We start from the raw sequence: 24418 nt of genomic DNA, 5'->3' as shown, positions 1-24418 counted from the left end.
TTGCGCGGGCCGCAGCACTCCACGGAGGGAGATGACATGCATCAGCGAGGTTTCAGCCTGATCGAACTGCTCATGGGACTGACAATTGCCGGGATTGTTCTGCTGTTGGTCAGTCCGGCGTTCGCGGCCCTTACAGAATCGAATCATCGCGAGGCGGCGGCAAAGTCTCTTGCCGGTGGTATTCGCAGCGCCAGAAGCGAAGCTCTCGCGCGAAATCAGACCATCGTCATTCATGGCATCAACGACGACTGGGGTCAGGGCTGGCGCATCATTCTGGATATCAGCGGCAAAGGGCCGGAAGACAGCAGCAATCCGCTGCTGATTGAGCGCGTGAGTGGCGCTCATGTGCCGATTGTTGGCAATTGGCCGGTCAGACGATACATCCGTTTCAGCCGTATCGGCGAGCCACAGATGCCTGGCCGGGCGTTTCAAGCGGGGACGCTGCACGTTTGCACAGTCCGCGAACCGGTTAGCCAGCTTCAGGTGGTGCTGGCCGCGACCGGTCGCGTCAGCCTGCGCAGCGATAAGGCTGAGCAGGCGCTATGTCCGGGAGGAAAAAAAGTTAAAGCAGGGAGCGCACACGCAACTCTTTAGGCATGGAGAATGTGACGTTCTCCTCGCGACCCGCCAATTCATCGGCCCCGGTAGCACCCCAGGCCTGCAACTGCTGGATCACGCCACGCACCAACACTTCCGGTGCGGAGGCGCCAGCGGTGATGCCGATACGCTCGACACCGTCGAACCAGCTTTTTTGCAGGTCTTCGGCGCCGTCGATCAGATAAGCCGGGGTGGCCATGCGCTCGGCGAGTTCACGCAAGCGGTTGGAGTTGGAGCTGTTCGGGCTACCGACCACCAAGACCACGTCGCATTCGTCGGCCAGTTGTTTGACGGCGTCCTGACGGTTTTGCGTGGCGTAGCAGATGTCGTCCTTGCGCGGACCACCGATCGCCGGGAAGCGTGCACGCAGAGCGTCGATCACGCGGCTGGTGTCGTCCATGGACAGCGTGGTCTGGGTCACGAACGCCAGTTTGTCGGGATTGACCACCTGCAGCGCGGCGACGTCTTTCTCGTCTTCAACCAGATAGATGGCACCACCGTTGCTGCCATCGTACTGGCCCATGGTGCCTTCGACTTCCGGGTGACCGGCGTGGCCGATGAGAATGCATTCACGACCGTCACGGCTGTAACGCGCGACTTCGATGTGCACCTTGGTCACCAGCGGGCAAGTCGCGTCGAACACTTTCAGGCCACGGCCAGCGGCTTCGGTCCGCACAGCCTGGGAAACCCCGTGGGCACTGAAGATCACGATGACATCGTCCGGCACCTGATCCAGTTCTTCGACGAAGATCGCCCCGCGAGCACGCAGGTCCTCGACGACGAATTTGTTGTGGACCACTTCGTGGCGCACATAGATAGGCGGCCCGAAGACTTCCAGGGCGCGGTTGACGATTTCGATCGCCCGGTCCACGCCGGCGCAGAAGCCACGGGGGTTGGCGAGTTTGATTTGCATGCTGTGCCTCGTGTCTTGCGCGCAAGAAATTAGAACATTACATCCCTGTAGCAGCGAAGCTTGCTCGCGAAAGCGGTGTGTCAGTCGACATTGATGGTGAATGTGATGACGCCTTCGCGAGCAAGCTCTGCCCCTACATTGGACCGCATTCGGTCAGTTACAGCGATTTGACGCTGATGATTTCTACGTCAAAGGTCAATGTCTTGCCGGCCAGCGGGTGGTTGAAGTCGATGGTCACTTGCTCGTCATCGAATTCCTTCACCACGCCAGGCAGCTCAGTATTGGCCGCATCGTTGAAGATCACCAGCAAACCCGGCGAAAGCTCCATGTCCTTGAACTGCGAACGCGGGATGATCTGCACGTTTTGCGGGTTCGGCTGGCCAAACGCGTTTTCCGGCTGAATCGTCAGCGTGCGCTTGTCGCCTGCCTTGAAGCCGAACAGCGCTGCTTCGAAACCTGGCAACAGGTTGCCATCGCCGACCTGGAAGGTCGCCGGGGCTTTGTCGAAGGTGCTGTCGACGGTGTCGCCGTTCTCCAGGCGCAGTGCAAAGTGCAAAGTGACTTCCGTGTTCTGGCGGATGCGTTGCTCAGCCAATACCTGTTCAGTCATGAACGGCTTCTCCGGTCTTTTTACTTTTGAACATGTCCAGCGCGAGCATCACGGCCCCGACGCTGATGGCGCTGTCGGCAAAGTTGAACGCCGGGAAATACCAGCGGTTCTGCCAATGCACCAGAATGAAGTCGATCACATGGCCCAGGGCGATGCGGTCATACAGATTGCCCAGCGCCCCGCCCAGCACCAGCGCCAAAGCGACGGCCAGCCAGGTTTCGTTGCGCCCCAGACGCTTGAGCCACACCACCAGCACCGCACTGACCACCACGGCGATCAGGGCAAACAACCAGCGCTGCCAGCCGGAGCTGTCGGCCAGGAAGCTGAATGCCGCGCCAGTGTTGTAGGCCAGGGTCCAGCTGAAATAATCGGGAATCACCACGATTTGCTGGTACATCTTCAACGAGCCTTCGAAGTAGAACTTGCTGGCCTGGTCGATGACCAGGACCAGCAAGCTCAACCAGAGCCAGCTCAGCCGTCCGAAACGGCCAGCAGCGTTAGGCATAATGACGAACCTCGCCCGCACCGCTGATGTTGTCGACGCAACGACCGCAGATTTCCGGATGCTCCGGGTTCACGCCGACGTCTTCACGGCAGTGCCAGCAACGGGCGCACTTGGCGAAGGCCGACTTGACGATTTTCAGCTTCAGGCCGCTGACTTCGGTGACTACCGCGTCCGCAGGTGCCTGAACAAAAGGCGCCACGCTGGCGGTCGAGGTGATCAGCACGAAGCGCAGTTCGTTGCTCAGCTTGGCCAGGTCGGCGCTCAGCGCCTCTTCGGCGAACAGCGTCACTTCGGCTTGCAGGTTGCCACCGACGGCCTTGGCCGCGCGCTGGATTTCCATTTCCTTGTTGACCGCGACCTTCACCGCCATGATCCGCTCCCAGTAGGCGCGGCCCAGTTCGACGTTGTCCGGCAGTTCGGTCAGGCCTTCGTACCAAGTGTTGAGCATCACCGATTCGTTGCGCTCGCCCGGCAGGTATTCCCACAGCTCGTCGGCGGTGAAGGCGAGGATCGGCGCGATCCAGCGCACCAGCGCTTCGGAGATGTGGTACAGCGCGGTTTGCGCCGAACGGCGCGCCTTGCTGTTGGCGCCAGTGGTGTACTGACGGTCCTTGATGATGTCGAGGTAGAAACCACCCAGCTCTTGCACGCAGAAGTTGTGGATCTTGGAGTAGACGTTCCAGAAGCGGTATTCGCCGTAGTGCTCTTGCAACTCGCGTTGCAGCAGCAGGGTGCGGTCCACGGCCCAACGGTCCAGGGCGAGCATTTCCTCGGCCGGCAGGATGTCGGTGGCCGGATTGAACCCGGTCAGGTTGGAGAGCAGGAAGCGCGCGGTGTTACGGATACGCCGGTAGGCGTCCGCACTGCGTTGCAGAATCTGCTCGGACACCGCCATTTCACCCGAGTAATCGGTGGAAGCCACCCACAGCCGCATGATGTCGGCGCCCAGGGTGTCGTTGACCTTTTGCGGCGCGATCACGTTGCCCAGCGACTTGGACATCTTGCGACCGGACTCATCGACGGTGAAACCGTGGGTCAGCAGCTCGCGGTATGGCGCATGGTTGTCGATGGCGCAACCAGTCAGCAAGGACGAGTGGAACCAGCCACGGTGTTGGTCCGAACCTTCCAGGTACAAGTCGGCGCGCGGGCCGGTCTCGTGGCCCATCGGGTGCGAACCGCGCAGGACGTGCCAGTGCGTGGTGCCCGAATCGAACCAGACGTCCAAGGTGTCGCTGATCTTGTCGTACAGCGGCGCCTCGTCACCCAGCAGTTCGGCAGCGTCCATCTTGAACCACGCTTCGATGCCTTCGACTTCAACACGCTTGGCGACTTCTTCCATCAGCTCGGCAGTGCGCGGGTGCAGCTCGCCGCTTTCCTTGTTCAGGAAGAACGGGATCGGCACGCCCCAGTTGCGCTGACGGGAGATGCACCAGTCTGGACGGTTGGCGATCATCGAGTGCAGACGTGCCTGGCCCCAGGCCGGGACGAACTGAGTCTCTTCGATGGCTTTCAGTGCGCGCTTGCGCAGGGTGTCGCCGCTGACAGGCTCTTTATCCATGCCGATGAACCACTGCGCGGTGGCGCGGTAGATCAGCGGGGTCTTGTGACGCCAGCAGTGCATGTAGCTGTGTTCGATGATGGTGGTGTGCAGCAGCGCACCGACTTCGGTCAGTTTGTCGACGATGGCCGGGTTGGCTTTCCAGATGAACTGGCCGCCGAAGAACTCCAGCGATGTCACGTAGACGCCGTTGCTCTGTACCGGGTTGAGGATGTCGTCGTTGACCATGCCGTACTTCTTGCAGGTCACGAAGTCGTCCACGCCATAGGCCGGGGCGGAGTGAACCACGCCGGTGCCAGCGCCCAGCTCAACGTAATCGGCCAGGTAAACCGGCGACAGGCGATCGTAGAACGGGTGACGGAAGTTGATCAGTTCCAGTTCTTTACCGGTGGTGGTCGCGATGACCGAGCCTTCCAGGCTGTAGCGGGCCAGGCACGACTCGACCAGCTCTTCAGCCAGCACCAGTAGTTTGTCGCCAACGTCGACCAGGGCGTAGTTGAATTCCGGGTGAACGTTCAGCGCCTGGTTGGCCGGGATGGTCCACGGGGTGGTGGTCCAGATCACGATCGAGGCAGGCTTGGCCAGGGACGCCAGACCGAAAGCGGCAGCCAGCTTGGCTTCGTCGGCAATCGGGAAGGCCACGTCGATGGTCGAGGACTTTTTGTTTTCGTACTCGACTTCCGCTTCAGCCAGGGCTGAACCGCAGTCAAAGCACCAGTTCACGGGCTTCAGGCCCTTGAACACGAAACCGCCCTTGACGATTTCGGCGAGCGCGCGGATTTCACCGGCCTCGTTCTTGAAGTCCATGGTCTTGTACGGGTTGGCGAAGTCGCCCAACACGCCCAGACGGATGAATTCGGATTTCTGGCCTTCGATCTGCTCGGTGGCGTAGGCGCGGCACAGTTCGCGGGTTTTGTCCGCGCCCAGGTTTTTGCCGTGGGTCACTTCGACTTTGTGTTCGATCGGCAGACCGTGGCAATCCCAGCCCGGAACATAAGGCGCGTCGAACCCCGACAGGGTTTTCGAGCGGATGATCATGTCCTTGAGAATCTTGTTCAGCGCATGACCGATGTGAATCGTGCCGTTGGCGTAAGGAGGACCATCATGAAGTACGAACTTCGGACGATCCTTGCCAATTTCGCGCAACTTACCGTACAGGCCAATGCTGTCCCAGCGCTGCAGAATCTGCGGTTCGCGCTGAGGCAGGCCGGCCTTCATTGGGAAGGCGGTGTCCGGAAGGTTTAGCGTGGCTTTATAGTCGGTCATTTAAGGCTCTTCATTAGCGATTGGCGCTAGGTGCGACAGGGCACGGGCGGCGGCAACATCCGCATTGATCGCCGTCTTAAGCGCCTCCAGAGAGGCGAAACGCTGCTCTTCACGCAGCTTGTGGTGGAAAACCACCGTCAAACGCCGGTCATACAGATCGCCGGCAAAATCTAAAAGGTGCACTTCGAGGTGGGCTTTGCCATCACCTTGTACCGTGGGCCGCACGCCAATGTTGGCGACGCCGGGCCAGGTCTTGCCGTCGATATCGACGTTGACCAGGTACACCCCGGTCAAGGGCACGCGACGACGCTTGAGTTGAATGTTGGCGGTGGGCGTACCCAGTTGGCGCGCCAGCTTCTGGCCATGCAGGACCCGCCCGGTGATCTGGAACGGACGCCCGAGCAGCCGCTCGGCCAAGGCAAAATCGGCAGCGGCCAGGGCATTGCGGACCTGCGTGCTGCTGACGCGAATGCCGTCCAGCTCGACGGTTTGCGCCGCTTCAACGGTAAAGCCCTGAACGATGCCAGCCTGCTGCAGGAAATCGAAATCCCCTACCCGGTCACAGCCGAACCGGAAGTCGTCACCGACCTCCAGGTGCTGGACGCCGAGACCGTCGACCAGAATGGCATCGACGAATTCACTGGCACTGAGCTTGCTCAGCCGGTGGTTGAAGGCCAGGCACAGGACCCGGTCGACACCTTCGTCGGCCAGCAGCTGCAGTTTGTCCCGCAGCCGGGCCAGACGGGCCGGGGCCGTGTCCGGGGCGAAGAACTCTCGCGGCTGTGGTTCGAAAATCACCACGCAGCTGGGCACGCCCAACTCGATAGCGCGCTCACGCAGCCTCGCCAGGATAGCCTGGTGGCCACGGTGAACACCGTCAAAGTTGCCAATAGTGGCGACACAGCCCCGATGCTGGGGGCGCAGGTTGTGGAGGCCTCGAACCAGCTGCATAACGCGCTTCTTGCTCATAAAGTGGTCGATTATAACCACACCCGGCGGCCGACGACAGGCAACACCGTAACCCAAAGTAATCGAGCCGACAAAACTGCCGGTTCGCCCATGTTTATCGAGGCCCAAGCCTCAGCTCAGCGCCTTGCGATTGAAGTCGCGCAAACGGAAGCCCATCAACAGCAGCATGCCGAAATAACTGATCACCCCGGCAGCGACCAACGCGCCCAGGCGCAGGAACCGCTCCAGCATATGCCCCTGATCCCAGGCCGGCATGAAGTGCATCCCGGCCAGCAGCACAGCAGACATCACCAACACCGCAATCACAAGCTTCAGACCGAATTTGGCCCAACCCGGTTGCGGTTGATACATCTGCTGCTTGCGCAGCTGATAGAACAATAGCCCGGCGTTGATGCAGGCACCGATGCTGATGGCCAGGGCCAGACCGGCGTGAGCCAGCGGGCCGATGAGCACGAGGTTGAACAGCTGAGTAACGATCAGGGTGAAAATCGCTATTTTTACCGGAGTGCGGATGTTTTGTTGCGCATAAAAGCCCGGCGCCAGCACTTTGATCACGATAATTCCGAGTAAACCGACTGAATAAGCGATCAACGCCCGCTGTGTCATGGAGGCGTCAAACGCGCTGAATTGGCCGTACTGGAACAGCGAAACGGTCAGCGGCTCGGCCAGAATCCCCAGTGCCAGAGAACACGGCAACACCAGCACGAAGCACAGACGCAGGCCCCAATCGAGGATTCGCGAATATTCGTGGCGATCTTTGCTGGCGTAGGTCTTGGCCAGGGTCGGCAGCAGAATGGTGCCCAACGCTACGCCCAGTACGCCGGACGGCAACTCCATCAAACGGTCGGCGTAATACATCCACGACACGGAGCCGGCGACCAGGAACGAGGCGAAGATGGTGTTGATGATCAGGGAAATCTGGCTCACTGACACGCCGAGAATCGCCGGTAACATCTGCTTCATCACCCGCCAGACACCGCTGTCACGCAGATTCAGGCGTGGCAGCACGAGCATGCCGATCTTTTTCAGGTGGGGCAGCTGATAAAGCAACTGCGCCAGGCCACCCACCAGTACCGCCCAACCCAAGGCCATGACGGGAGGGTCGAAGTATGGCGTGAGGAATACCGAAAAGACGATCATGCTGACGTTGAGCAACGTCGGCACGAAAGCCGGCACCGAGAATCGGTTGTACGTATTGAGGACCGCACCGGCCAATGAAGACAGGGAGATCAGCAATATATAAGGAAAAGTCACGCGCAACAGATCGGTAGTCAGCTCAAATTTTTCCGGGGTATCGGTAAAACCCGGCGCGGTGGCCCAGATGACCCACGGCGCGGCGAGGATGCCCAGCGCGGTAACCAGGGCAAGCACCAGCGTCAGCAAGCCAGACACGTAAGCGATGAACGTTCGCGTCGCCTCCTCGCCCTTCTGGCTCTTGTATTCAGCAAGAATCGGCACGAATGCCTGGGAAAAGGCACCCTCGGCGAAGATTCTTCGCAGCAGATTGGGCAGTTTGAAGGCGATAAAGAAGGCGTCCGTCGCCATCCCGGCGCCAAATGTGCGTGCGATGAGGGTGTCACGAACGAACCCCAGAATCCGGGAAAGCATCGTGATAGAGCTGACGGCGGCCAACGATTTGAGCAGATTCATTGAAAGAGTTTGTGCCTGTCGATAAACAGCAGGCGAACAAAGCGCCTACTTATGCGATACTCCGCGCCGCAGCAGCACAGAGCCAAAGCTCGCGAGTTTACAGGTCAAGCGCCGGAAATAAATATCCCGCCTCTTTATACCTACCACTTAGCGGAACGTCTCAACCGCCCTTGACAAGACATCAACTCATCGGCATGATTCGCGGCCTATTTTGTTTGCTATTTCCTAAAAAGTCTTTCGAGGAGCTCGACGGTGGCCAACACACCTTCCGCCAAAAAACGTGCAAAACAGGCTGAGAAGCGTCGCAGCCACAACGCCAGCCTGCGTTCCATGGTTCGTACCTACATCAAGAATGTAGTTAAGGCCATCGACGCAAAAGACGCTGAAAAAGCTCAAGCAGCTTACGTTCTGGCTGTGCCAGTTATCGACCGTATGGCCGATAAAGGCATCATCCACAAGAACAAGGCAGCTCGTCATAAGAGCCGCCTGAACGGTCACGTCAAGGCTCTGAACCTTGCTGTAGCCGCATAAGCGATAAGCTTGTTGAAAAACCGACCTCAGGGTCGGTTTTTTATTGCCTGCGATTTGGTAAACGCCGCGCAAAAAAAATGTAGGAGTGGGCCTGCTCGCGATAGCGGTGCAACACTCAACATTGATGCCGACTGTTACACCGCTATCGCGAGCAGGCCCACTCCCACATTTCGATTTGCGCCAGCTTATTGGGCGTGCGTCCACGGCAGGATCGGGATCGCCGTCACCGCATTCTGCGGGCTGCCTTCGATCAAGCGATCGCTGTAGACCAGATACACCAGCGTATTGCGCTTCTTGTCGAGGAAGCGCACCACCTGCATGGTCTTGAACACCAGCGACGTGCGCTCCTTGAACACCTCATCGCCATCCTTCAGCTCACCCTTGAAGCTGATCGGACCTACCTGACGGCACGCGATAGACGCTTCAGCGCGATCTTCCGCCAAACCCAGCCCACCTTTCACACCGCCCGTCTTGGCCCGCGAGAGGTAGCAAGTCACACCCTCGACCTTCGGATCATCAAACGCCTCGACGACGATACGGTCGTTCGGGCCGACGAACTTGAACACCGTCGACACTTGGCCAATCTCCTCAGCCGAAGCCAGCAGCGGCATTGCCAACAGCAGACCCAACAATCCTTTTGCCACACGCATTCAAATATTCCTTCAGACCAGAATCAGGTTATCGCGGTGAACCAGTTCCGGCTCCGCCATGTAACCCAACAGACCGACAATCGCCTCAGACGACTGACCGATGATTTTTTGTGCTTCCAGCGCGCTGTAGTTGGCCAGGCCACGGGCAATTTCACGACCGTCCGGCGCCACGCACACCACCATTTCACCGCGCCGGAAACTGCCTTGAACCAGTTTGACGCCAACCGGCAGCAAACTTTTGTTGCCCTGGGACAGCGCGGTCACTGCACCCGCATCCAGCACCAGGGTGCCACGGGTCTGCAGATGACCGGCCAGCCATTGCTTGCGCGCCGCCAGCATGCCGCGCTCAGGTGACAACAAGGTGCCGATGCGCTCGCCCGCCTTCAGGCGATCCAGCACACGTTCAATGCGCCCACCGACGATGATGGTGTGCGCACCGGAACGCGCCGCCAGACGTGCGGCACGTAATTTGGTCTGCATGCCGCCCCGACCCAACGCACCACCGGTACCGCCAGCGACGGCATCCAGCGCCGGATCATCGGCGCGCGCCTCGTAAATCAGGTTGGCGTCGGGGTTGTTGCGCGGATCGGCATCGAACATGCCGTCGCGATCAGTGAGGATCACCAGCAAGTCCGCCTCAACCAGGTTGGCCACCAGCGCCGCCAGGGTGTCGTTGTCGCCGAAGCGGATCTCGTCGGTGACCACGGTGTCGTTTTCGTTGATCACCGGGATCACTTTCAGCTCGACCAACGCACGCAGGGTGCTACGGGCATTCAGGTAACGCTTGCGGTCAGACAAGTCATCGTGCGTCAGGAGAATCTGCGCGGTATGCCGGCCATGCTCGGCAAAGCTCGACTCCCAGGCTTGCACCAGACCCATCTGACCGATGGCGGCAGCGGCCTGCAGCTCGTGCATTGCACTGGGTCGCACGGTCCAGCCCAGGCGACTCATCCCCGCCGCTACTGCCCCGGAGGACACCAGCACCAGTTCGACGCCCGCCTCATGCAAAGCCACCATCTGCTCGACCCAGACACTCATTGCCGCGCGATCCAGACCCTTGCCGTCAGCCGTCAGCAAAGCGCTGCCGATCTTCACGACCCAACGCTGCGCACCTGTCACCTTGCTCCGCATCATCTTCAACCTTAGCTTGAGGGCAGCGCGACCCAGCGCCGCCCGTAACGTTATTCGTGACTACCGATTTCCAGATACTAAAACGCCGCTCGATTGAGCGGCGCTTAAGTTTACTGCAACGAATCAGTCACGCACGTAAATGATTTCCGGACCGTCTTCGTCATCCACATCTTCTTCGTCCCAGTCATCGTCGCCGATGTCATGGACCGACTTCACGCCGCTGCGACGCAGGGCACGCTGGTCATCCAGCGCTTGCAACTGGGCACGGGCTTCGTCTTCGATGCGCTGATCGAGCTCGGCCAGCTCTTCCTTGTAAACCGGGTCGTTAGCCAGACGGTCAGCACGATCTTCCATGTAACGCATGATGTCGTGGCACAGACGCTCGGTGCCCAGCTTGGAGATGGCGGAGATCACATAGACCGGACCGGCCCATTCCAGGCGATCAACGATTTCCTTGACGCGAGCGTCATGCTCTTCTTCAAGGATCTGGTCGCACTTGTTCAGCACCAACCAGCGATCACGCTCAGCCAGGGACGGACTGAACTTGGTCAGCTCGCTGACGATCACTTCAGCAGCATCCGGAGCGCTGGCGTCATCCAGCGGCGCCATGTCCACGAGGTGCAACAGCAAACGGGTACGCGACAAGTGCTTGAGGAAGCGAATCCCCAGGCCAGCGCCATCGGAAGCACCTTCGATCAGGCCCGGAATGTCCGCGACCACGAAGCTCTTCCAGCGATCGACGCTGACCACACCCAGGTTCGGCACCAGCGTGGTGAACGGGTAGTCGGCGACTTTCGGCTTGGCGGCCGATACGGAGCGAATGAAGGTACTTTTACCGGCGTTCGGCAAACCCAACAGACCGACGTCAGCCAATACTTTCATTTCCAGCTTGAGATCACGCGCCTCGCCCGGTTTACCCGGAGTGGTCTGGCGCGGAGCACGGTTGGTACTGGATTTGAAACGGGTGTTACCCAGACCGTGCCAGCCGCCATGAGCCACCAGCAGTTTCTGGCCAGCCTTGGTCAGGTCGCCGATCACTTCCTGAGTGGCTGAGTCGATGACGGTGGTGCCAACCGGAACACGCAGCACCAACTCTTCACCTTTCTTGCCGGTGCAGTCGGTGCTGCCGCCGTTGGAACCGCGCTCGGCATCGAAGTGCCGGGTGTAACGGTAGTCCACCAGGGTATTGAGGTTTTCGTCGGCGATCATGTAGACCGAGCCGCCATCACCACCATCACCGCCGTTCGGGCCGCCGTTTTCAATGAATTTCTCGCGACGGAAGCTCATGCAACCGTTGCCGCCGTCACCGGCCTTTACTCGAATCGATACTTCGTCAACAAACTTCATAACAAAACGCCTCTCGTCATACGGACGAGCCGAAAAAATCTAGACATAAGACTCTTGCAAAAATGAGCGCAGCGACCTCAATCAACGACCGCAAATCCAGCGCTGGAGCCCATCACAAACAGCTTTGCAAGAGACTCACCCCACAAACGAAAAAGCCCCGTCGCGAGACAGGGCTTTTCCAGCAACTACGCAATTATGCCGCGACGACTTCAGTCTTCGGGACAATGCTCACGTAACGGCGGTTGAAAGCGCCTTTTACTTCGAACTTGATCACGCCGTCGATTTTAGCGAACAGAGTGTGATCTTTACCCATGCCAACACCGTAACCGGCGTGGAATTGGGTGCCGCGCTGACGCACGATGATGTTGCCCGGAATGATAACCTGGCCGCCATACATCTTCACGCCAAGGCGTTTGGCTTCTGAGTCGCGACCGTTACGGGTACTACCACCAGCTTTTTTGTGTGCCATGAGTCAATTCTCCTAGTGAGGAATTAGGCTGAAATTAAGCCTGAATACCGGTGATTTTGATCTCGGTGTACCACTGGCGGTGGCCCATACGCTTCATGTGGTGCTTACGACGACGGAACTTGATGATGCGGACTTTATCGTGACGACCTTGGGAGATCACTTCAGCCACAACGGTAGCGCCAGCAACAACTGGAGCGCCGATGTTCACGTCATCGCCATTGGCGACCAACAGAACGCGATCAAAAGTAACGGATTCGCCGGTAGCGATTTCCAGTTTTTCGATCTTCAGGTATTCACCTGGGGCGACCTTGTATTGCTTGCCACCAGTAACAATTACTGCGTACGACATGGTATTTCTCCGATAATCCTGCTCACCCAGCTCTTTATAAGAAGAGGTATTGGCTGGCATGGCTGCATTGGGCTGGAAGGCCTGTTTGCAATTGCGTAAGGCAGGTGCTGCCCAGGAAGTTCAGGGTGCGCGATTGTACGCAAGCTGCCGGGGCGATGCAAGAGGCCGTCCATCGTGCCTTGACACCCGCCGACGTGGGTCCTAGCATGCCGCGCAACCCTTCTGGAGCAACTGTCGCTGATGCAACCCCAAGCTTTCTACCGCGCGGTGGCGGACGATTTTAGCGCCGTCGACGGCATCATCAAGAAGCAGCTGACTTCCCGAGTGCCGCTGGTATCGAAAATCGGCGATTACATTACCTCGGCTGGCGGTAAACGCCTGCGTCCCCTATTAGTGTTGCTGTGTGGCAAGGCTCTGGGTCGCGAAGGCGATGACCTGCGCCTGCTGGCCGCGACCATCGAGTTCCTGCACACCGCCACGCTGCTGCACGACGACGTGGTCGACATGTCCGGCATGCGCCGTGGCCGCTCGACCGCCAACGCCATGTGGGGCAACGCGCCAAGCGTGCTGGTGGGCGACTTCCTGTATTCGCGTTCCTTCGAAATGATGGTCGAACTGGGCTCCATGCCGGTGATGAAGATCCTTTCGCAAGCCACGCGCATCATCGCCGAAGGCGAAGTGTTGCAGCTGTCCAAAGTGCGTGATGCCAGCACCACCGAAGAAACCTACATGGAAGTCATCCGCGGCAAAACCGCGATGCTCTTCGAAGCCTCGACCCACAGCGCCGCGGCCCTGGCCGGCGCCACACCGGAACAGAGCGAAGCGCTGCGCACCTTCGGCGATCATCTGGGCGTGGCCTTCCAACTCGTCGACGACCTGCTGGACTACCGTGGCGACGCGGAAACCCTGGGCAAGAACGTCGGTGACGACCTGGCCGAAGGCAAGCCGACCCTGCCGCTGATCTACACCATGCGCGAAGGCACGCCGGAGCAGGCTGCACTGGTGCGCAAGGCGATCCAGAAAGGCGGTATCGAAGACCTGGAAAGCATCCGTGAAGCCGTGGAAGCGTCCGGTTCGCTGGATTACACCGCGCAACTGGCCCGCGATTACGTAGCCCGTGCAATCAAATGCCTCGACGCGCTGCCCGCCAGCGAATACCGCGACGCATTGGTTGAGCTCAGTGAGTTTGCGGTCGCCCGTACGCACTAACTGCGCCGTAATACCCTGTGGGAGCGAGCCTGCTCGCGAAAGCAATCTGTCAGTCGAATGCTGACTGGCACACCGCTTTCGCGAGCAGGCTCGCTCCCACAGTTTTTGGCGTCGCCCCCCTCCCAGCTAAAACCCTATATAATGTGCGCTTTTTAGCGATCCTGAATCCAAGGAGCTTTAGTGAGCACGTTGCCACCCTGCCCAAAATGCAATTCCGAATACACCTACGAAGACGGCGCTCAGCTGATCTGCCCCGAGTGCGCCCACGAATGGTCCGCCAGCGGCGAAGCCGAAGCGGCGTCCGATGACACCGTGAAAAAAGATTCGGTCGGCAACGTCCTGCAGGACGGCGACACCATCACCGTGATCAAGGACCTGAAGGTCAAAGGCACGTCGCTGGTGGTCAAAGTCGGCACCAAGGTCAAGAACATCCGCCTGTGCGATGGCGATCACGACATCGACTGCAAGATCGACGGCATCGGCCCGATGAAGCTCAAGTCCGAGTTCGTCAGAAAAGTCTGATTCTGTTGTCTTCCATCCCGCGCCCTGCGTGGGATGGTGCTTCACCCGCCCCGCCTCTCCCCACATATCCTCGCAATAGCCAAACGCCAGCCGTTTTGACCTTACGCAATCTTTACCCGGAAAAAATCACAAACCGCCAATAGGTCCTTGCCATTTGATGAATAAGAATTATTCTCATTGAAACCCATCAATGGAGATGAGACCCATGACTTATTTGATCGATGCCTGGCTGGACCGCCCACACCCCTACCTCAGGATCCTGTATCGGGAAACCGGGGAAGTCTGTGCAGTACTTGAAGAAGAAGCCTTGAACGAGCTGCAGGATCAGGGTGATCTGGACGTCAACGGCTTGAGTTCCTGCGAGCCGGTGGTGCTCAAGGAACTGGTGCGCAATCTGTTTCTGTTCTGCTACGCCCGGGCGTTGCGCCCGACGAGCGATCTGAACCACAAGATCGAAGTATGAGTAGCACTAAACCCCGTAGGAGCGAGGCTTGCCCGCGAACCTGACAACTCGGTTCTGACTTGAAACCGAGGTGATGCATTCGCGAGCAAGCTTCACTCCTACAGAATCAAGAGCTTACAAAACGTCGAGCAGTTCGACGTCGAATACCAGAACGCTATGCGGCGGAATGCTGCCAACGCCTTGAGCGCCGTAAGCCAGTTCGCTCGGCACGTACAGGCGCCATTTGCTACCGGCATTCATCAGTTGCAGGGCTTCGGTCCAGCCAGCGATCACGCCGCCAACCGGGAATTCTGCAGGCTGGCCACGATCGTAGGAGCTGTCGAACACAGTGCCGTCGATCAGGGTGCCGTGGTAGTGAGTGCGCACTTGATCTTCACGGGTTGGCTTGGCGCCTTCACCTTGAGTCAGCACTTCGAATTGCAGGCCCGAGGCCAGGGTGGTGATGCCGTCACGCTTGGCGTTTTCAGCCAGGAAAGCCAGGCCTTCGCCAGCGGCCGCTTCGGCTTTTGCAGCTGCTTCGGCCTGCATGATTTCGCGGATCACCTTGAAGCTGGCGGACATTTCTTCCTGACCTACACGGCTAGGCTTACCGGCGAACGCGTCGGTCAGGCCAGCCAGGATCGCGTCCAGGTTAACGCCCGGTGGCGGGTTGTCGCGCAGTTGGTCGCCCAGCTGACGGCCAATGCCGTAGCTGACGCGGGTTTCGTCGGTGGACAGATTTACTTCGGACATGACACTGCTCCGCTGTGCGGACGGCCCGGGAACTTGCCGTGCGTGCACAGCGCGTCCCGGAGCGCCCGGAACCAAAAGGGCCAGCAGACTAGCACAGATGCCGTTGCGCTGATCAGGGGGTCATTGCTACCAGCGAGAACTGAAGGCGATCGGCACCTTCAGGCCCTCTTCTGCATTGGCACCGAGTCCGCACATTTCATCATGGACCGACGTGTGCACAAGGTTGAAAGGCAAGGTGGGGAAGCGGTGCAGCACTTGACGCGCATGCTCCACCGAACGCAGGTGGAGCATATGGTCGCGGGCATCACTTAACGGATACGCCGCCCCATGCATGCGCGCCTCCAGCAGGTAGATCCCGCCTTCCATAGAAATCAGGTTCAGCTCATCGACTTTCCCTGCGATGGCATATGCACGTAATTCAACAAGGTTCATGAATGCACCTCATACGGTGTCAAGCCAATATCAATACATGCATAGGCTTCGGCACCTCAAAGTACAAGCCACAAACGACACCGCCCGTCTGTTTGCACCTGACTGTAGGAGCGAGGCTTGCCCGCGAAGGCGGTGTGACGGGCAACAACTGTATCGACTGACACAGCCCCTTCGCGGCCAAGCCTCGCTCCTACAGGGCTTTGTGAGCGTCAGTGCTTGGTCAGCTTATCCAGATAACCCATGGCAAACGCCGACACGACGAACGTCATGTGAATAATCACGTACCACTTCAAATGCTCGGGATCGACGTTCTTGGCGTCCATGAAGATCCGCAGCAGGTGGATCGACGAAATCGCCACGATGGAGGCCGCCACTTTCATCTTCAGCGAAGACGAATCCATGGTGCCCAGCCAGTTGAGCTTTTCCTTGCTGTCGTCGATGTCCAGCTGGGAAACGAAGTTCTCGTAACCGGAGATCATCACCATCACCAGCAAGCCACCCACCAGTGCCATGTCGATCAGCGACAGCAGCACCAGGATCAGGTCCGACTCGGCCATCGAGAATACGTTGGGAATGACGTGGAAAACTTCCTGGAAGAATTTCAGCGCCAGCGCCAGTAGCCCAAGGGACAGACCGAAGTAGATCGGTGCCAGCAGCCAGCGGGAGGCATACATTGCATTTTCGATAAAGCGTTCCATTGAATCTCACACGTGATGTTGAAAATGGCCGCAAGTATACCAGCCCCCTGTCTATACCCTGAAGCAGCCAGAAACCTTCGGCAAATCCGCGACCTGCGCGTGTGCCACAAAGTTTTTCTGCTAGTGTCCAGACTATTGACAGCTCAGCGACATCGGACAGGAAGACTGGAAATGGATGTGCGATTGCCAATAACGAGTGCCGGCATTTGCCTGGCTCTGCTGCTGGGCGGCTGCTCACCCAGCGATGAGAAGCGCCAGACTAGCCTCGAGGAAAAGACCGCGCAGTTCGAGAAGTCTCTGGATGCGATTGAGGATCCAAAGCTCAGGGATGCCGTTGCCGAACTCGGCGGTTCACTGCTGTTGCTCGAGCGTGCGCAACTCAAGCTCGACAGCAAACCCGTGGAAACCGAATACGGCGAAGACGTTCTCGCCGTGCTCAAGCACTACCCCACGCCTCAGGCTTTGGTCGACACCTACATCAACGGCCTGTTCGTGCTGCACAAGGATTCCAGTTCCGACTACCTGACCGACCTGCAACCGGTGTTCCCTTTCAACTTCAACATTCCGGCAGCGTTTCTCTTTCCCCATGGCCTGGAATGGCAATCGGTGACCTTGAGCAACAAGCGCGTCATCGCGTTCCAGCCGGAATGGTCGGAAACCGATCCCGGCATTCAACTGAGCCCCTCCAGTTCCAACCTGACCAACCCGGATGATCTGACGGTGACCTATCCGTTCATCGACGGTCTGGACATGGACAACAAGAACCAGCCCCAACCGGTGAGCCTGCAAGGCAAGGTCGAGGTCATCGCCCCGCGCCGGCTCTACACCTTCGACCTGACGAAAAAAGACGTTGGCCAGACCCGCACCAACGACAACCTCAGCGTCACCTTGCTGAAACTGGGCAACAACTACGCCGAAATCGAATTCAACAACAGCGCACCACTGGCTCCTGAAGTCAGCGAAACACCGTTGAATCCGCTGATCGTCCAGGCCAGGGACATCACCGGGCAATTCCTCTCGCGATCGGGTTCGATCAACGAAACCGCTGCGCAAATTGCCTTCTATCAAAAACAACTGGCGAAAATTCAGCAGCAGAAAGCCTGGAGCGAGACTTTCGAAAAGCAGATCGACGAAGAACAGCGCACCTTCGAGGCGCAGCAGAAGAATCATTACACCAAAGTGTATTTCAACGGTCCGGTCGAAACCGTTGAAGTGAGCGTTCTGGATTTTTCGGCCGCCACGGTGACCCACAAGGACCTGAACCTGCCGGTGCGCCGCTTCGACTCACACACCACGGCAAAAACCATCCAGCCACTGACCCTACCGGTGGTGGTGTATGACGATCAGGCCCCGACCTGGCTCAAGGGCGCGACATTGAGTGAGGAACAGCTGAAGAAGGGCATCATCGTCAGTCAGTCGGTGGATGACCCCAGCGCCGCACGCATTGAATTCGACCACCCCAGAAGCTTCAATGACGAGATGCTCGGTACATCGTTCAGCGCTGGCGATAGCCCGGTCACGTTCTTTACGGAGGATGGCAGTGGCAAGCGCGATGGGCCGATCGAGCTGCCGCTTGAGGCTTACGAGGTCGATCCGCTACGTGGCGCCATCACCTATGACTTGAACCTGTTTCCGGAAACACCGGCCTATGCAGTGGGCTCCATGCCGCTGTTTCTGGCGACGGTGGCCAAACAAACGCTCGACGCCCATACGTTGCCCAAAGGCCTGGAACTCAAAGGCAATGCCTTGGTGGTTGATTTGAAGCTGTTTCCTGCCCAGGAGTGGCGTTTTTTCGCCAAGGACGACTCTGGAAACTATCTGAAAGAAATCCTTTCGGTCACTCACGACGCGAGCGCAGAAGGCCCGGCGCTATTTGCCGTGCATTACTTCTATGGCCAGCCAACACGTCTGGAAACCTATCAGCGAACCGACCTCACCACGGTGCAATATGGTTTCGAGGTCAAACTGGCCAAGGCGGATTTGAGCCACCTTGATCAATAACCGGTTTCAGTGGCCGCGCCGAACTCAGCCATTGAGGTTGCGGCAACGGCCCCCGTTGATTTCCCGCAGCTGGGCTTGCAGGTGCAGGCACCAGATTTGTGGGTCATCGGCCAGTTCGTAGCCATGCAGCGTCAGGCTTTCAACAATCGTGTCGAGGATGGACTCCGCCACGAAAGGCCCATGAAACGGTCCCTGCGCCTTGATGGCGGAAGGTTGTTCGCCGGCCATTCCGGCGGCGAAGAGCAAGGTCCACATGCCCGTATCCCCCGCCAACGGACGGATGGCACACTCGATACGGGTCACAAGGCCCAGGCATTGACGGGTGAGGCAGAGGTTGCGCGACATGGCGGCGACCCTCGGTAGATCCGGTGTTCAGCCCCCACGGGAAGGCTGTCTCGATCCAGTGATTACTGTCGATATCCTTGAGCTGAGAATAGAAGAAAAGTCTGACTAGCACGTCAAGTCAGACCAGAAGGCGCCGAATGGTCATTGTGTGAATATTGACGTCAGAGTGATGGCACTTTCTTGAAGTGGACACATCCCAAATGTGGGACTGATCCTGCCCGCGATAGCGAACTTTCAGCCAACACATGTGTTGGATGAAAGTGCCACATCGCGAGCAGGCTCGCTCCCACTGTGGATCGGGGTGATCCTCAGATCGGTCAGGCCGGTTTGGCCTCCACCAGGGCTTCCAGCGCCGCTTCTTTCTCGGCTTCCTTGAGGTCTTCTTCGCTGATCATTTCCGCGATCACGCGCAAGCGTTCCACCACCCGTGCGTTAACGCTGCCTTCGGGGAACTGGCCATCGGCATCCGGCGCACCGGCCGGCTCTCCGACCAACAGGCTCAACGCCTCGTCAGCCTGGCGCACGGCGTAGACATGGAACTGCCCCGCACGCACCGCCGAGAGCACCTTCTCGTCGAGCATCAGCGTGGCGACGTTGGCGTGAGGAATGATCGCCCCCTGCTCCCCGGTCAGCCCACGGGCTTCGCAGAGTCGGAAGAAGCCTTCGATCTTCTCGTTGACCCCGCCCACCGCCTGCACTTCACCGAACTGATTGATCGAACCGGTGATCGCAAAGCATTGCTTGAGCGGCGTTTTCGACAGGGCCGAAATCAGCGTGCACGCCTCGCCCAGCGACGCACTGTCGCCATCGACGTAACCGTAGGACTGCTCCAGCGCGATACTCGCGGAAATCGCCAGCGGGAATTCCTGAGCGTAACGACTGCCCAGATACCCGGTGAGGATCATCACACCCTTGGAGTGGATCGGCTGGCCGAGGTTGACCTCGCGCTCGATGTCGACGATGCCGCTGCCGCCCGGGTAGACCGTGGCGGAAATCCGCGCCGGCACACCGAACGCCGAGTCGCCGACTTCCAGCACGGTCAGCCCGTTGCACTTGCCGACGGCGGCGCCGTCCGTGTCGATCAGGATGATCCCGGCGAGCATGTCATCGAGAATCCGCGCAGAGACCCGCCCGGTACGGGTGGCCTTGGCCTTTAGCGCCCGTTCGATATGCCCGGCATCGGTCATCTCGTCCCCCGCCAGGTGACGAATGAAGTCCGCCTCGCTGACCAGTTGGAACAGATCACCGATGCGCGCCGACAAACGCCCCTGGTGTTCGGCCAGGCGCGCGCTGTAAGTCGCCAGGCGCGCCACGGCATCGGCCGTCAGCGGCGCCATGCCTTCTTCCGAGGTGCGGGTTTTGAGCAACTGGGCGAACTGCTCCAGGCTCTCGTCGACCATCGGGATGTCTTCGTCGAAATCCACCAGGACGCGGAACATCTCCTGGAAGTCCGGATCGAGGTCTTGCAGCGTGTAATACAGCTGACGCGCACCGATGATGACGACTTTGACCTGCAACGGGATGTGTTGCGGCGTCAGGGTCACGGTGGCCAGGCGGCCCAGCTCACCGAGCGGCGACTCCATTTTCAGCTTGCGCGATTGCAGAGCGCGCTTGAGCGCATCCCACACGAACGGCTCGCTGAGCATTTTTTCCGCTTCAAGGATCAGGAAACCGCCGTTGGCCCGGTGCAATGCGCCCGGCCGCAGTTGCCGATAGGTCGTGTACATCGCGCCCTGATCGGTGCTGTATTCAATGCGGCCAAACAGGTTTTCGTAAGTCGGGTGCGGCTCGAAGACCACCGGCGCACCGCCGCTGGACGAATGACCGACCACCAGGCTCGGGGCGTATTGCTCTTCCAGCAATTTGCGGGCGACGGCGTCGGTCTTGCTGTCGTCCACCAGTTGCTCGACCACGGTCTTGAGCAGGTAGACCTGCATGGCTTGCAGGTAACCGCAAACGGCGGCGTTCTCGGCGTATTTCTCCGACAACGGCGACAGCAACGGCTGCAAGGCCAACGTGATGGTTTCTTCGTTGAGGTGGCGCAGCTGATTGCTCGACTCGCGCTTCCATTGCGGCAGGCTGGCGAGCTCTTCGTTCAGTCGCTCCTCCAGACCGGAAATATCGTCGTGGAAACGCTCGCGATCGGCTTCCGGCAACTGGGCGAATTCCGCTTCGTCCAGGGCCTTGCCTTCGCTCATGGGCGTGAACGCGATGTTGCTGGCGTCGCGGTAAAGCGCGACCTCCTTCTCCAGCGCCAGGCGCTCGATCACGTCCAGTGCCTTGTCGTAGCGCTGGTTGAAGGCGCGGTCGATGGCGCTTTTTTTCTGCTGGTAGGACGGGTGCTCGAACACTGCCGGAAAAGTCGCCAGCAGGTTGTCGATCAAGCCGTTGATGTCACCGATGAAGGCGCCAGCAGTGCCCGATGGCAATTCCAGTGCACGAGGCTCGCGAGGCTCATCGAAATTATTGACGTAGACCCAGTCGGCCGGGGTCTGCAGGCGCTTGCCTTCGGCTTTCAGATAGCGTTTGACGAACGAAAACCGGCCGGTGCCGGGCTCACCCATGACAAATACGTTGTAACCGGGGCGTGGCATGGCCACGCCGAACTGCAAGGCTTCGACCGCACGTTCCTGGCCAAGCACACCGCGAAAGGGCTCCAGATCATTGGTGGTAGAGAAGCTGAACTGTTCAGCGGAAAACGGACGGGTCAGCGCTTCAGGCGCTAGACGCAAGCTGGCAGCAACAGGATCAGGCATCGGGCTTCCTTACATCAGGCGGGGCAGATAGCGGCATTCTGGCGCTGCCCATACCTCACTTGCAAGGCGCGCCTCCAGCCAAAGCATAGACAAACCGTCATCTCCAGGCCGGCCGGGGACAAATCAATGATTTCAACGAATGTTTTGCAAAAAATCACGGAACCCCAGGAACGTGCCTAAACTCCAAACTGCGCGGCTGGATTAATAACTGGCCCACTGGCGCCGGATTGGGCCAGACCCCTTGTCCATTGGTATGCACATAAAGAGAACAAAGCTATGAAACGGATTCTTCTCGGTACTCTCTTCACCGCTGTATCCATCAACGCCATGGCCCAAGCGCCAGGCGGCCCGGATTGCGGTTGGGGCAACATGCTGTTCGAAGGTCAGCGTGGCACCCCGGCTCACTTCCTGGCATCCACCACCAACGGCACTTCCGGTAACGCAACGTTCGGTATGACTTCTGGTACCAACGGTTGCTCGACTAATGCGTCGCTGACTTATGGCGGCAAATCCTGGTTTGCCATGAATGGCATGATGAACGAGCTGTCCGAAGACATGGCCAAAGGTAACGGCGAAGCGCTGACGACCTATGCCGTGGTACTGGGCGTGGCGCCGGCAGACCGTGCGCACTTCGCCGCTGTGACTCACCAGCACTTCCAGCAGATCTTCAGCAAGGCTGACGTGACCGCTGACGACGTGCATACCAACACCCTGGCCGTTCTGAAGAACGATCCGCGTCTGGCCAAGTACGCTACTCAAGCTTAAGCTCGACCCACCCGCTCCTTTCGGGGGGCGGGTTTTATTTTTTGGACCTGTCCCCCTTGGGTCTTTATTTTTTTTCGACTTAAGTTGCTCACTATGCTCAAACGCCTTGCCTGGCTGGCGCTCTGTGTCTGCGCCCCGCTGTCCGCCGCGCCACATGTCGACAATCAACGTTTGCAGCAACTGGCCAACGACCCTTTCTGGATTTCCCTGGGCCATTACGAAACCGCCAAGCTGGGCGGCTGGCGCAGCTATGTCAGCGACAAAAAGTTCTTTCTCGCACCCGACGGTAACGAACACCCCGACCGCGAACTGGCGGCCACCGTGCAGGCGCTGTACGCCCCGGCCAGTGCGGGCGAACAACATGCCCAATGTGTGTACCCGGCGCGCACCCGCTGGTTGAAAGCGCAGCTCAACCTGACTGATTTGCCGGCGCTCGATTGCACTGAGTTCAAGCAATGGTTCAAGGATGTCTCGCCCCATAGCGCGGTGATGATTTTCCCGGCGGCTTACCTGAACAGTCCGTCATCGATGTTCGGCCATACCTTGCTGCGCATCGACCAGGCCGATGTGCAGAGTGATCACACCGCGCTGCTCAGTTACGCGATCAACTTCGGCGCCTACATCGAAGGTTCGGACAACAGCATCCTCTACGCCTGGAAAGGCTTGATGGGCGGCTACCCGGGGCTGTTCGCGCTGGTGCCGTATCAGGAGAAACTCTCGGAATACCGCAGCCTCGAAAACCGGGACCTGTGGGAGTACCGGCTGAACCTGACGCAGGCAGAAACCGAGCGCATGGTCGAGCACGTCTGGGAGTTGAAGCAGATCCAGTTCGACTATTTCTTTTTCGACGAAAACTGCTCCTATCGCCTGCTTGAGCTGCTGCAGGTGGCGCGGCCAAGCCTGCGCCTGACCGAACAGTTTCCACTGACGGCCATTCCGACCGATACCGTCAAAGCGGTGAAAGAAGCCGGGCTGGTGGAATCCATTCAGTATCGTCCGTCCCGTGAACGGGAACTGCTGAGCCGCGCCGAGCCGTTGACTGACGAAGAACAGGAGTGGGTGCTGAAAGTCAGCGCCGACCAAAAGCAATTGCAGACACCGGCGTTCAAGGCTCAACCGCGCGACCGCCAGGCGCTGATCATCGATGCGTCTTACCGCCTCGAACGCTATCGCGCCAACGGTCAGGAGCGCGACCCTGAGAGGGCGCAACGCAGTTTCGAACTGCTGCGGGCGATCAACCAGAACCCCGCCCCTGAGCTGGACATCCCGAGGCCCGGCCTGCCCGAGGACGGTCATGAATCCCGCACCTGGCAGGCCGGCATCGGCACCCGGGGCGACAAGGCCTTTGGCGAATATGGCCTGCGCATGGCGTATCACGACCTCAACGATAACGCCGAGAGCTTCCCGCTCGGTGCGCAGATCGAAATCCTGCAGATGAAACTGCGCCAGTACGAAGGCAATGACTGGCAGTTCCAGCAACTGGACCTGGCGACCATTCGCTCCCTGACGCCGCGCAATGAGTTGTTGAAGCCATTATCGTGGCAAGTCACGGGCGGCCTGGAACGCGTGCCAGGCAAGCATGACGATGAAACGCTGGTCAGCCACGTCAACGGCGGTGGCGGCGGCACCTGGCAGTTGGGTGAAGACATGCTCGGCTTTGCACTGGGCACCGTGCGTGTCGAACACAACAACGACTTCGCGGGCTTTATCGCACCGGCGGCAGGTTTCAATAGCGGTCTGCTGTGGAAAAACCCACTGGGCAACTTCAGCCTGGAAACCAAGGGCGATTTCTTCACCAACGGCGAGGTGCGCCGCAGTGTGAGCCTCAACCAGCAGTGGGAACTGTCGCGTAACCTGGGCCTGCGCCTGAGTGCCCAGCGCGAATTCAGCCACCTCGCCTCGCCCGAGAACGAAGTGATGCTTGAGGTGAAGTGGTATCACTATTGACGT

24 protein-coding genes are annotated in these 24418 nt (G+C 59.1%); 8 read left to right on the top strand and 16 right to left on the bottom strand.

Annotated features, from left to right (window positions below; all coding sequences use genetic code 11):
• Positions 1 to 36 precede the first annotated feature (36 nt).
• Positions 37 to 594 (top strand): GspH/FimT family pseudopilin, encoded by a 558-nt coding sequence (locus tag AC1ROI_RS16955; protein WP_102593904.1) that lies wholly within the window; start codon positions 37 to 39, stop codon positions 592 to 594.
• Here AC1ROI_RS16955 and ispH read toward each other — a convergent pair.
• The 6 genes from ispH to murJ all read right to left on the bottom strand — a co-directional run bounded on the left by ispH (position 563) and on the right by murJ (position 8068).
• Positions 563 to 1510 carry a 4-hydroxy-3-methylbut-2-enyl diphosphate reductase gene (ispH, locus tag AC1ROI_RS16950; protein WP_102593905.1) on the bottom strand — a complete coding sequence of 316 codons (948 nt, stop codon included), beginning with the start codon at positions 1508 to 1510 and terminating at the stop codon, positions 563 to 565. The two genes, AC1ROI_RS16955 and ispH, sit on opposite strands and share 32 nt — an antisense overlap.
• 157 nt (positions 1511 to 1667) lie before the next feature.
• Entirely contained in the window at positions 1668 to 2105 is a 438-nt protein-coding gene (fkpB, locus tag AC1ROI_RS16945) for an FKBP-type peptidyl-prolyl cis-trans isomerase (RefSeq protein ID WP_010467538.1), read from the bottom strand.
• 7 nt (positions 2106 to 2112) lie between these two features.
• Positions 2113 to 2625: a signal peptidase II gene (gene lspA / locus AC1ROI_RS16940; protein WP_010467537.1), complete on the bottom strand. Its 513-nt coding sequence runs from the start codon at positions 2623 to 2625 to the stop codon at positions 2113 to 2115.
• Positions 2618 to 5449: an isoleucine--tRNA ligase gene (ileS, locus tag AC1ROI_RS16935; RefSeq protein WP_010467536.1), complete on the bottom strand. Its 2832-nt coding sequence runs from the start codon at positions 5447 to 5449 to the stop codon at positions 2618 to 2620. The genes lspA and ileS overlap by 8 nt, the downstream gene beginning before the upstream one ends.
• Entirely contained in the window at positions 5450 to 6400 is a 951-nt protein-coding gene (gene ribF / locus AC1ROI_RS16930; RefSeq protein ID WP_010467535.1) for a bifunctional riboflavin kinase/FAD synthetase, read from the bottom strand.
• A 129-nt stretch (positions 6401 to 6529) separates the two neighbouring features.
• Positions 6530 to 8068 carry a murein biosynthesis integral membrane protein MurJ gene (murJ, locus tag AC1ROI_RS16925; RefSeq protein WP_010467534.1) on the bottom strand — a complete coding sequence of 513 codons (1539 nt, stop codon included), beginning with the start codon at positions 8066 to 8068 and terminating at the stop codon, positions 6530 to 6532.
• A 252-nt stretch (positions 8069 to 8320) separates the two neighbouring features.
• Here murJ and rpsT point away from each other — a divergent pair, with 252 nt between their 5' ends.
• Complete coding sequence (rpsT, locus tag AC1ROI_RS16920) at positions 8321 to 8599, top strand: 30S ribosomal protein S20 (RefSeq protein WP_008154937.1); 279 nt, start codon at positions 8321 to 8323, stop codon at positions 8597 to 8599.
• 185 nt (positions 8600 to 8784) lie between these two features.
• Here rpsT and AC1ROI_RS16915 read toward each other — a convergent pair whose 3' ends face one another.
• From AC1ROI_RS16915 to rplU, 5 genes are all read right to left on the bottom strand, one after another.
• Positions 8785 to 9249, bottom strand: a complete 465-nt coding sequence (locus tag AC1ROI_RS16915; RefSeq protein ID WP_010467533.1) for a CreA family protein — start codon at positions 9247 to 9249, stop codon at positions 8785 to 8787.
• 12 nt (positions 9250 to 9261) lie between these two features.
• Complete coding sequence (gene proB, locus AC1ROI_RS16910; protein ID WP_010467532.1) at positions 9262 to 10380, bottom strand: glutamate 5-kinase; 1119 nt, start codon at positions 10378 to 10380, stop codon at positions 9262 to 9264.
• Positions 10381 to 10503: 123 nt separating this feature from the next.
• Positions 10504 to 11727: an Obg family GTPase CgtA gene (gene cgtA / locus AC1ROI_RS16905; RefSeq protein WP_102593906.1), complete on the bottom strand. Its 1224-nt coding sequence runs from the start codon at positions 11725 to 11727 to the stop codon at positions 10504 to 10506.
• Between the two features lie 193 nt (positions 11728 to 11920).
• A complete protein-coding gene (gene rpmA / locus AC1ROI_RS16900; RefSeq protein ID WP_003215862.1) occupies positions 11921 to 12196 on the bottom strand; it encodes a 50S ribosomal protein L27 in 276 nt (91 codons plus the stop codon).
• Between the two features lie 34 nt (positions 12197 to 12230).
• On the bottom strand, positions 12231 to 12545 hold the full coding sequence (rplU, locus tag AC1ROI_RS16895; protein WP_003176051.1) for a 50S ribosomal protein L21: 315 nt from the start codon (positions 12543 to 12545) through the stop codon (positions 12231 to 12233).
• A 240-nt stretch (positions 12546 to 12785) separates the two neighbouring features.
• Here rplU and AC1ROI_RS16890 point away from each other — a divergent pair, with 240 nt between their 5' ends.
• The 3 genes from AC1ROI_RS16890 (at position 12786) to AC1ROI_RS16880 (ending at position 14739) form a co-directional block, all read left to right on the top strand.
• Positions 12786 to 13754 (top strand): polyprenyl synthetase family protein, encoded by a 969-nt coding sequence (locus tag AC1ROI_RS16890; RefSeq protein ID WP_010467528.1) that lies wholly within the window; start codon positions 12786 to 12788, stop codon positions 13752 to 13754.
• A gap of 180 nt (positions 13755 to 13934) precedes the next feature.
• Positions 13935 to 14276, top strand: coding sequence for a zinc ribbon domain-containing protein YjdM (locus tag AC1ROI_RS16885; protein WP_010467527.1), 342 nt, complete (start codon positions 13935 to 13937; stop codon positions 14274 to 14276).
• A 205-nt stretch (positions 14277 to 14481) separates the two neighbouring features.
• Entirely contained in the window at positions 14482 to 14739 is a 258-nt protein-coding gene (locus tag AC1ROI_RS16880) for a PA4570 family protein (protein ID WP_102593907.1), read from the top strand.
• 114 nt (positions 14740 to 14853) lie between these two features.
• On the opposite strand, the gene bamJ is transcribed toward AC1ROI_RS16880, so the two are convergent.
• The 3 genes from bamJ to AC1ROI_RS16865 form a co-directional block, all read right to left on the bottom strand.
• Positions 14854 to 15471, bottom strand: a complete 618-nt coding sequence (gene bamJ, locus AC1ROI_RS16875; protein ID WP_010467525.1) for a BamJ family beta-barrel-assembly machinery protein — start codon at positions 15469 to 15471, stop codon at positions 14854 to 14856.
• A 126-nt stretch (positions 15472 to 15597) separates the two neighbouring features.
• Positions 15598 to 15903 carry a DUF6482 family protein gene (locus tag AC1ROI_RS16870; RefSeq protein WP_102593908.1) on the bottom strand — a complete coding sequence of 102 codons (306 nt, stop codon included), beginning with the start codon at positions 15901 to 15903 and terminating at the stop codon, positions 15598 to 15600.
• A 209-nt stretch (positions 15904 to 16112) separates the two neighbouring features.
• Entirely contained in the window at positions 16113 to 16601 is a 489-nt protein-coding gene (locus tag AC1ROI_RS16865) for a TIGR00645 family protein (protein ID WP_007943976.1), read from the bottom strand.
• A gap of 171 nt (positions 16602 to 16772) precedes the next feature.
• Between AC1ROI_RS16865 and AC1ROI_RS16860 the strand changes: the two genes are divergently transcribed.
• Positions 16773 to 18602, top strand: coding sequence for a hypothetical protein (locus AC1ROI_RS16860; RefSeq protein WP_102593909.1), 1830 nt, complete (start codon positions 16773 to 16775; stop codon positions 18600 to 18602).
• Between the two features lie 24 nt (positions 18603 to 18626).
• Here AC1ROI_RS16860 and AC1ROI_RS16855 read toward each other — a convergent pair whose 3' ends face one another.
• Complete coding sequence (locus AC1ROI_RS16855; RefSeq protein ID WP_010467520.1) at positions 18627 to 18947, bottom strand: PA4575 family protein; 321 nt, start codon at positions 18945 to 18947, stop codon at positions 18627 to 18629.
• Positions 18948 to 19264: 317 nt separating this feature from the next.
• Positions 19265 to 21703: a Lon protease family protein gene (locus AC1ROI_RS16850; protein WP_010467518.1), complete on the bottom strand. Its 2439-nt coding sequence runs from the start codon at positions 21701 to 21703 to the stop codon at positions 19265 to 19267.
• 276 nt (positions 21704 to 21979) lie between these two features.
• On the opposite strand from AC1ROI_RS16850, the gene AC1ROI_RS16845 reads away from it, so the two are divergent.
• Together AC1ROI_RS16845 and AC1ROI_RS16840 are read left to right on the top strand one after the other, a co-directional pair.
• On the top strand, positions 21980 to 22468 hold the full coding sequence (locus tag AC1ROI_RS16845) for a DUF3015 domain-containing protein (RefSeq protein ID WP_102593910.1): 489 nt from the start codon (positions 21980 to 21982) through the stop codon (positions 22466 to 22468).
• 93 nt (positions 22469 to 22561) lie between these two features.
• Positions 22562 to 24415, top strand: coding sequence for an Lnb N-terminal periplasmic domain-containing protein (locus AC1ROI_RS16840; RefSeq protein ID WP_010467514.1), 1854 nt, complete (start codon positions 22562 to 22564; stop codon positions 24413 to 24415).
• Positions 24416 to 24418 lie beyond the last annotated feature (3 nt).

Source organism: Pseudomonas sp. GW823-FHT02C02 (genome assembly GCF_058797635.1).
This window is presented reverse-complemented; position numbering and strand designations above follow the sequence as displayed.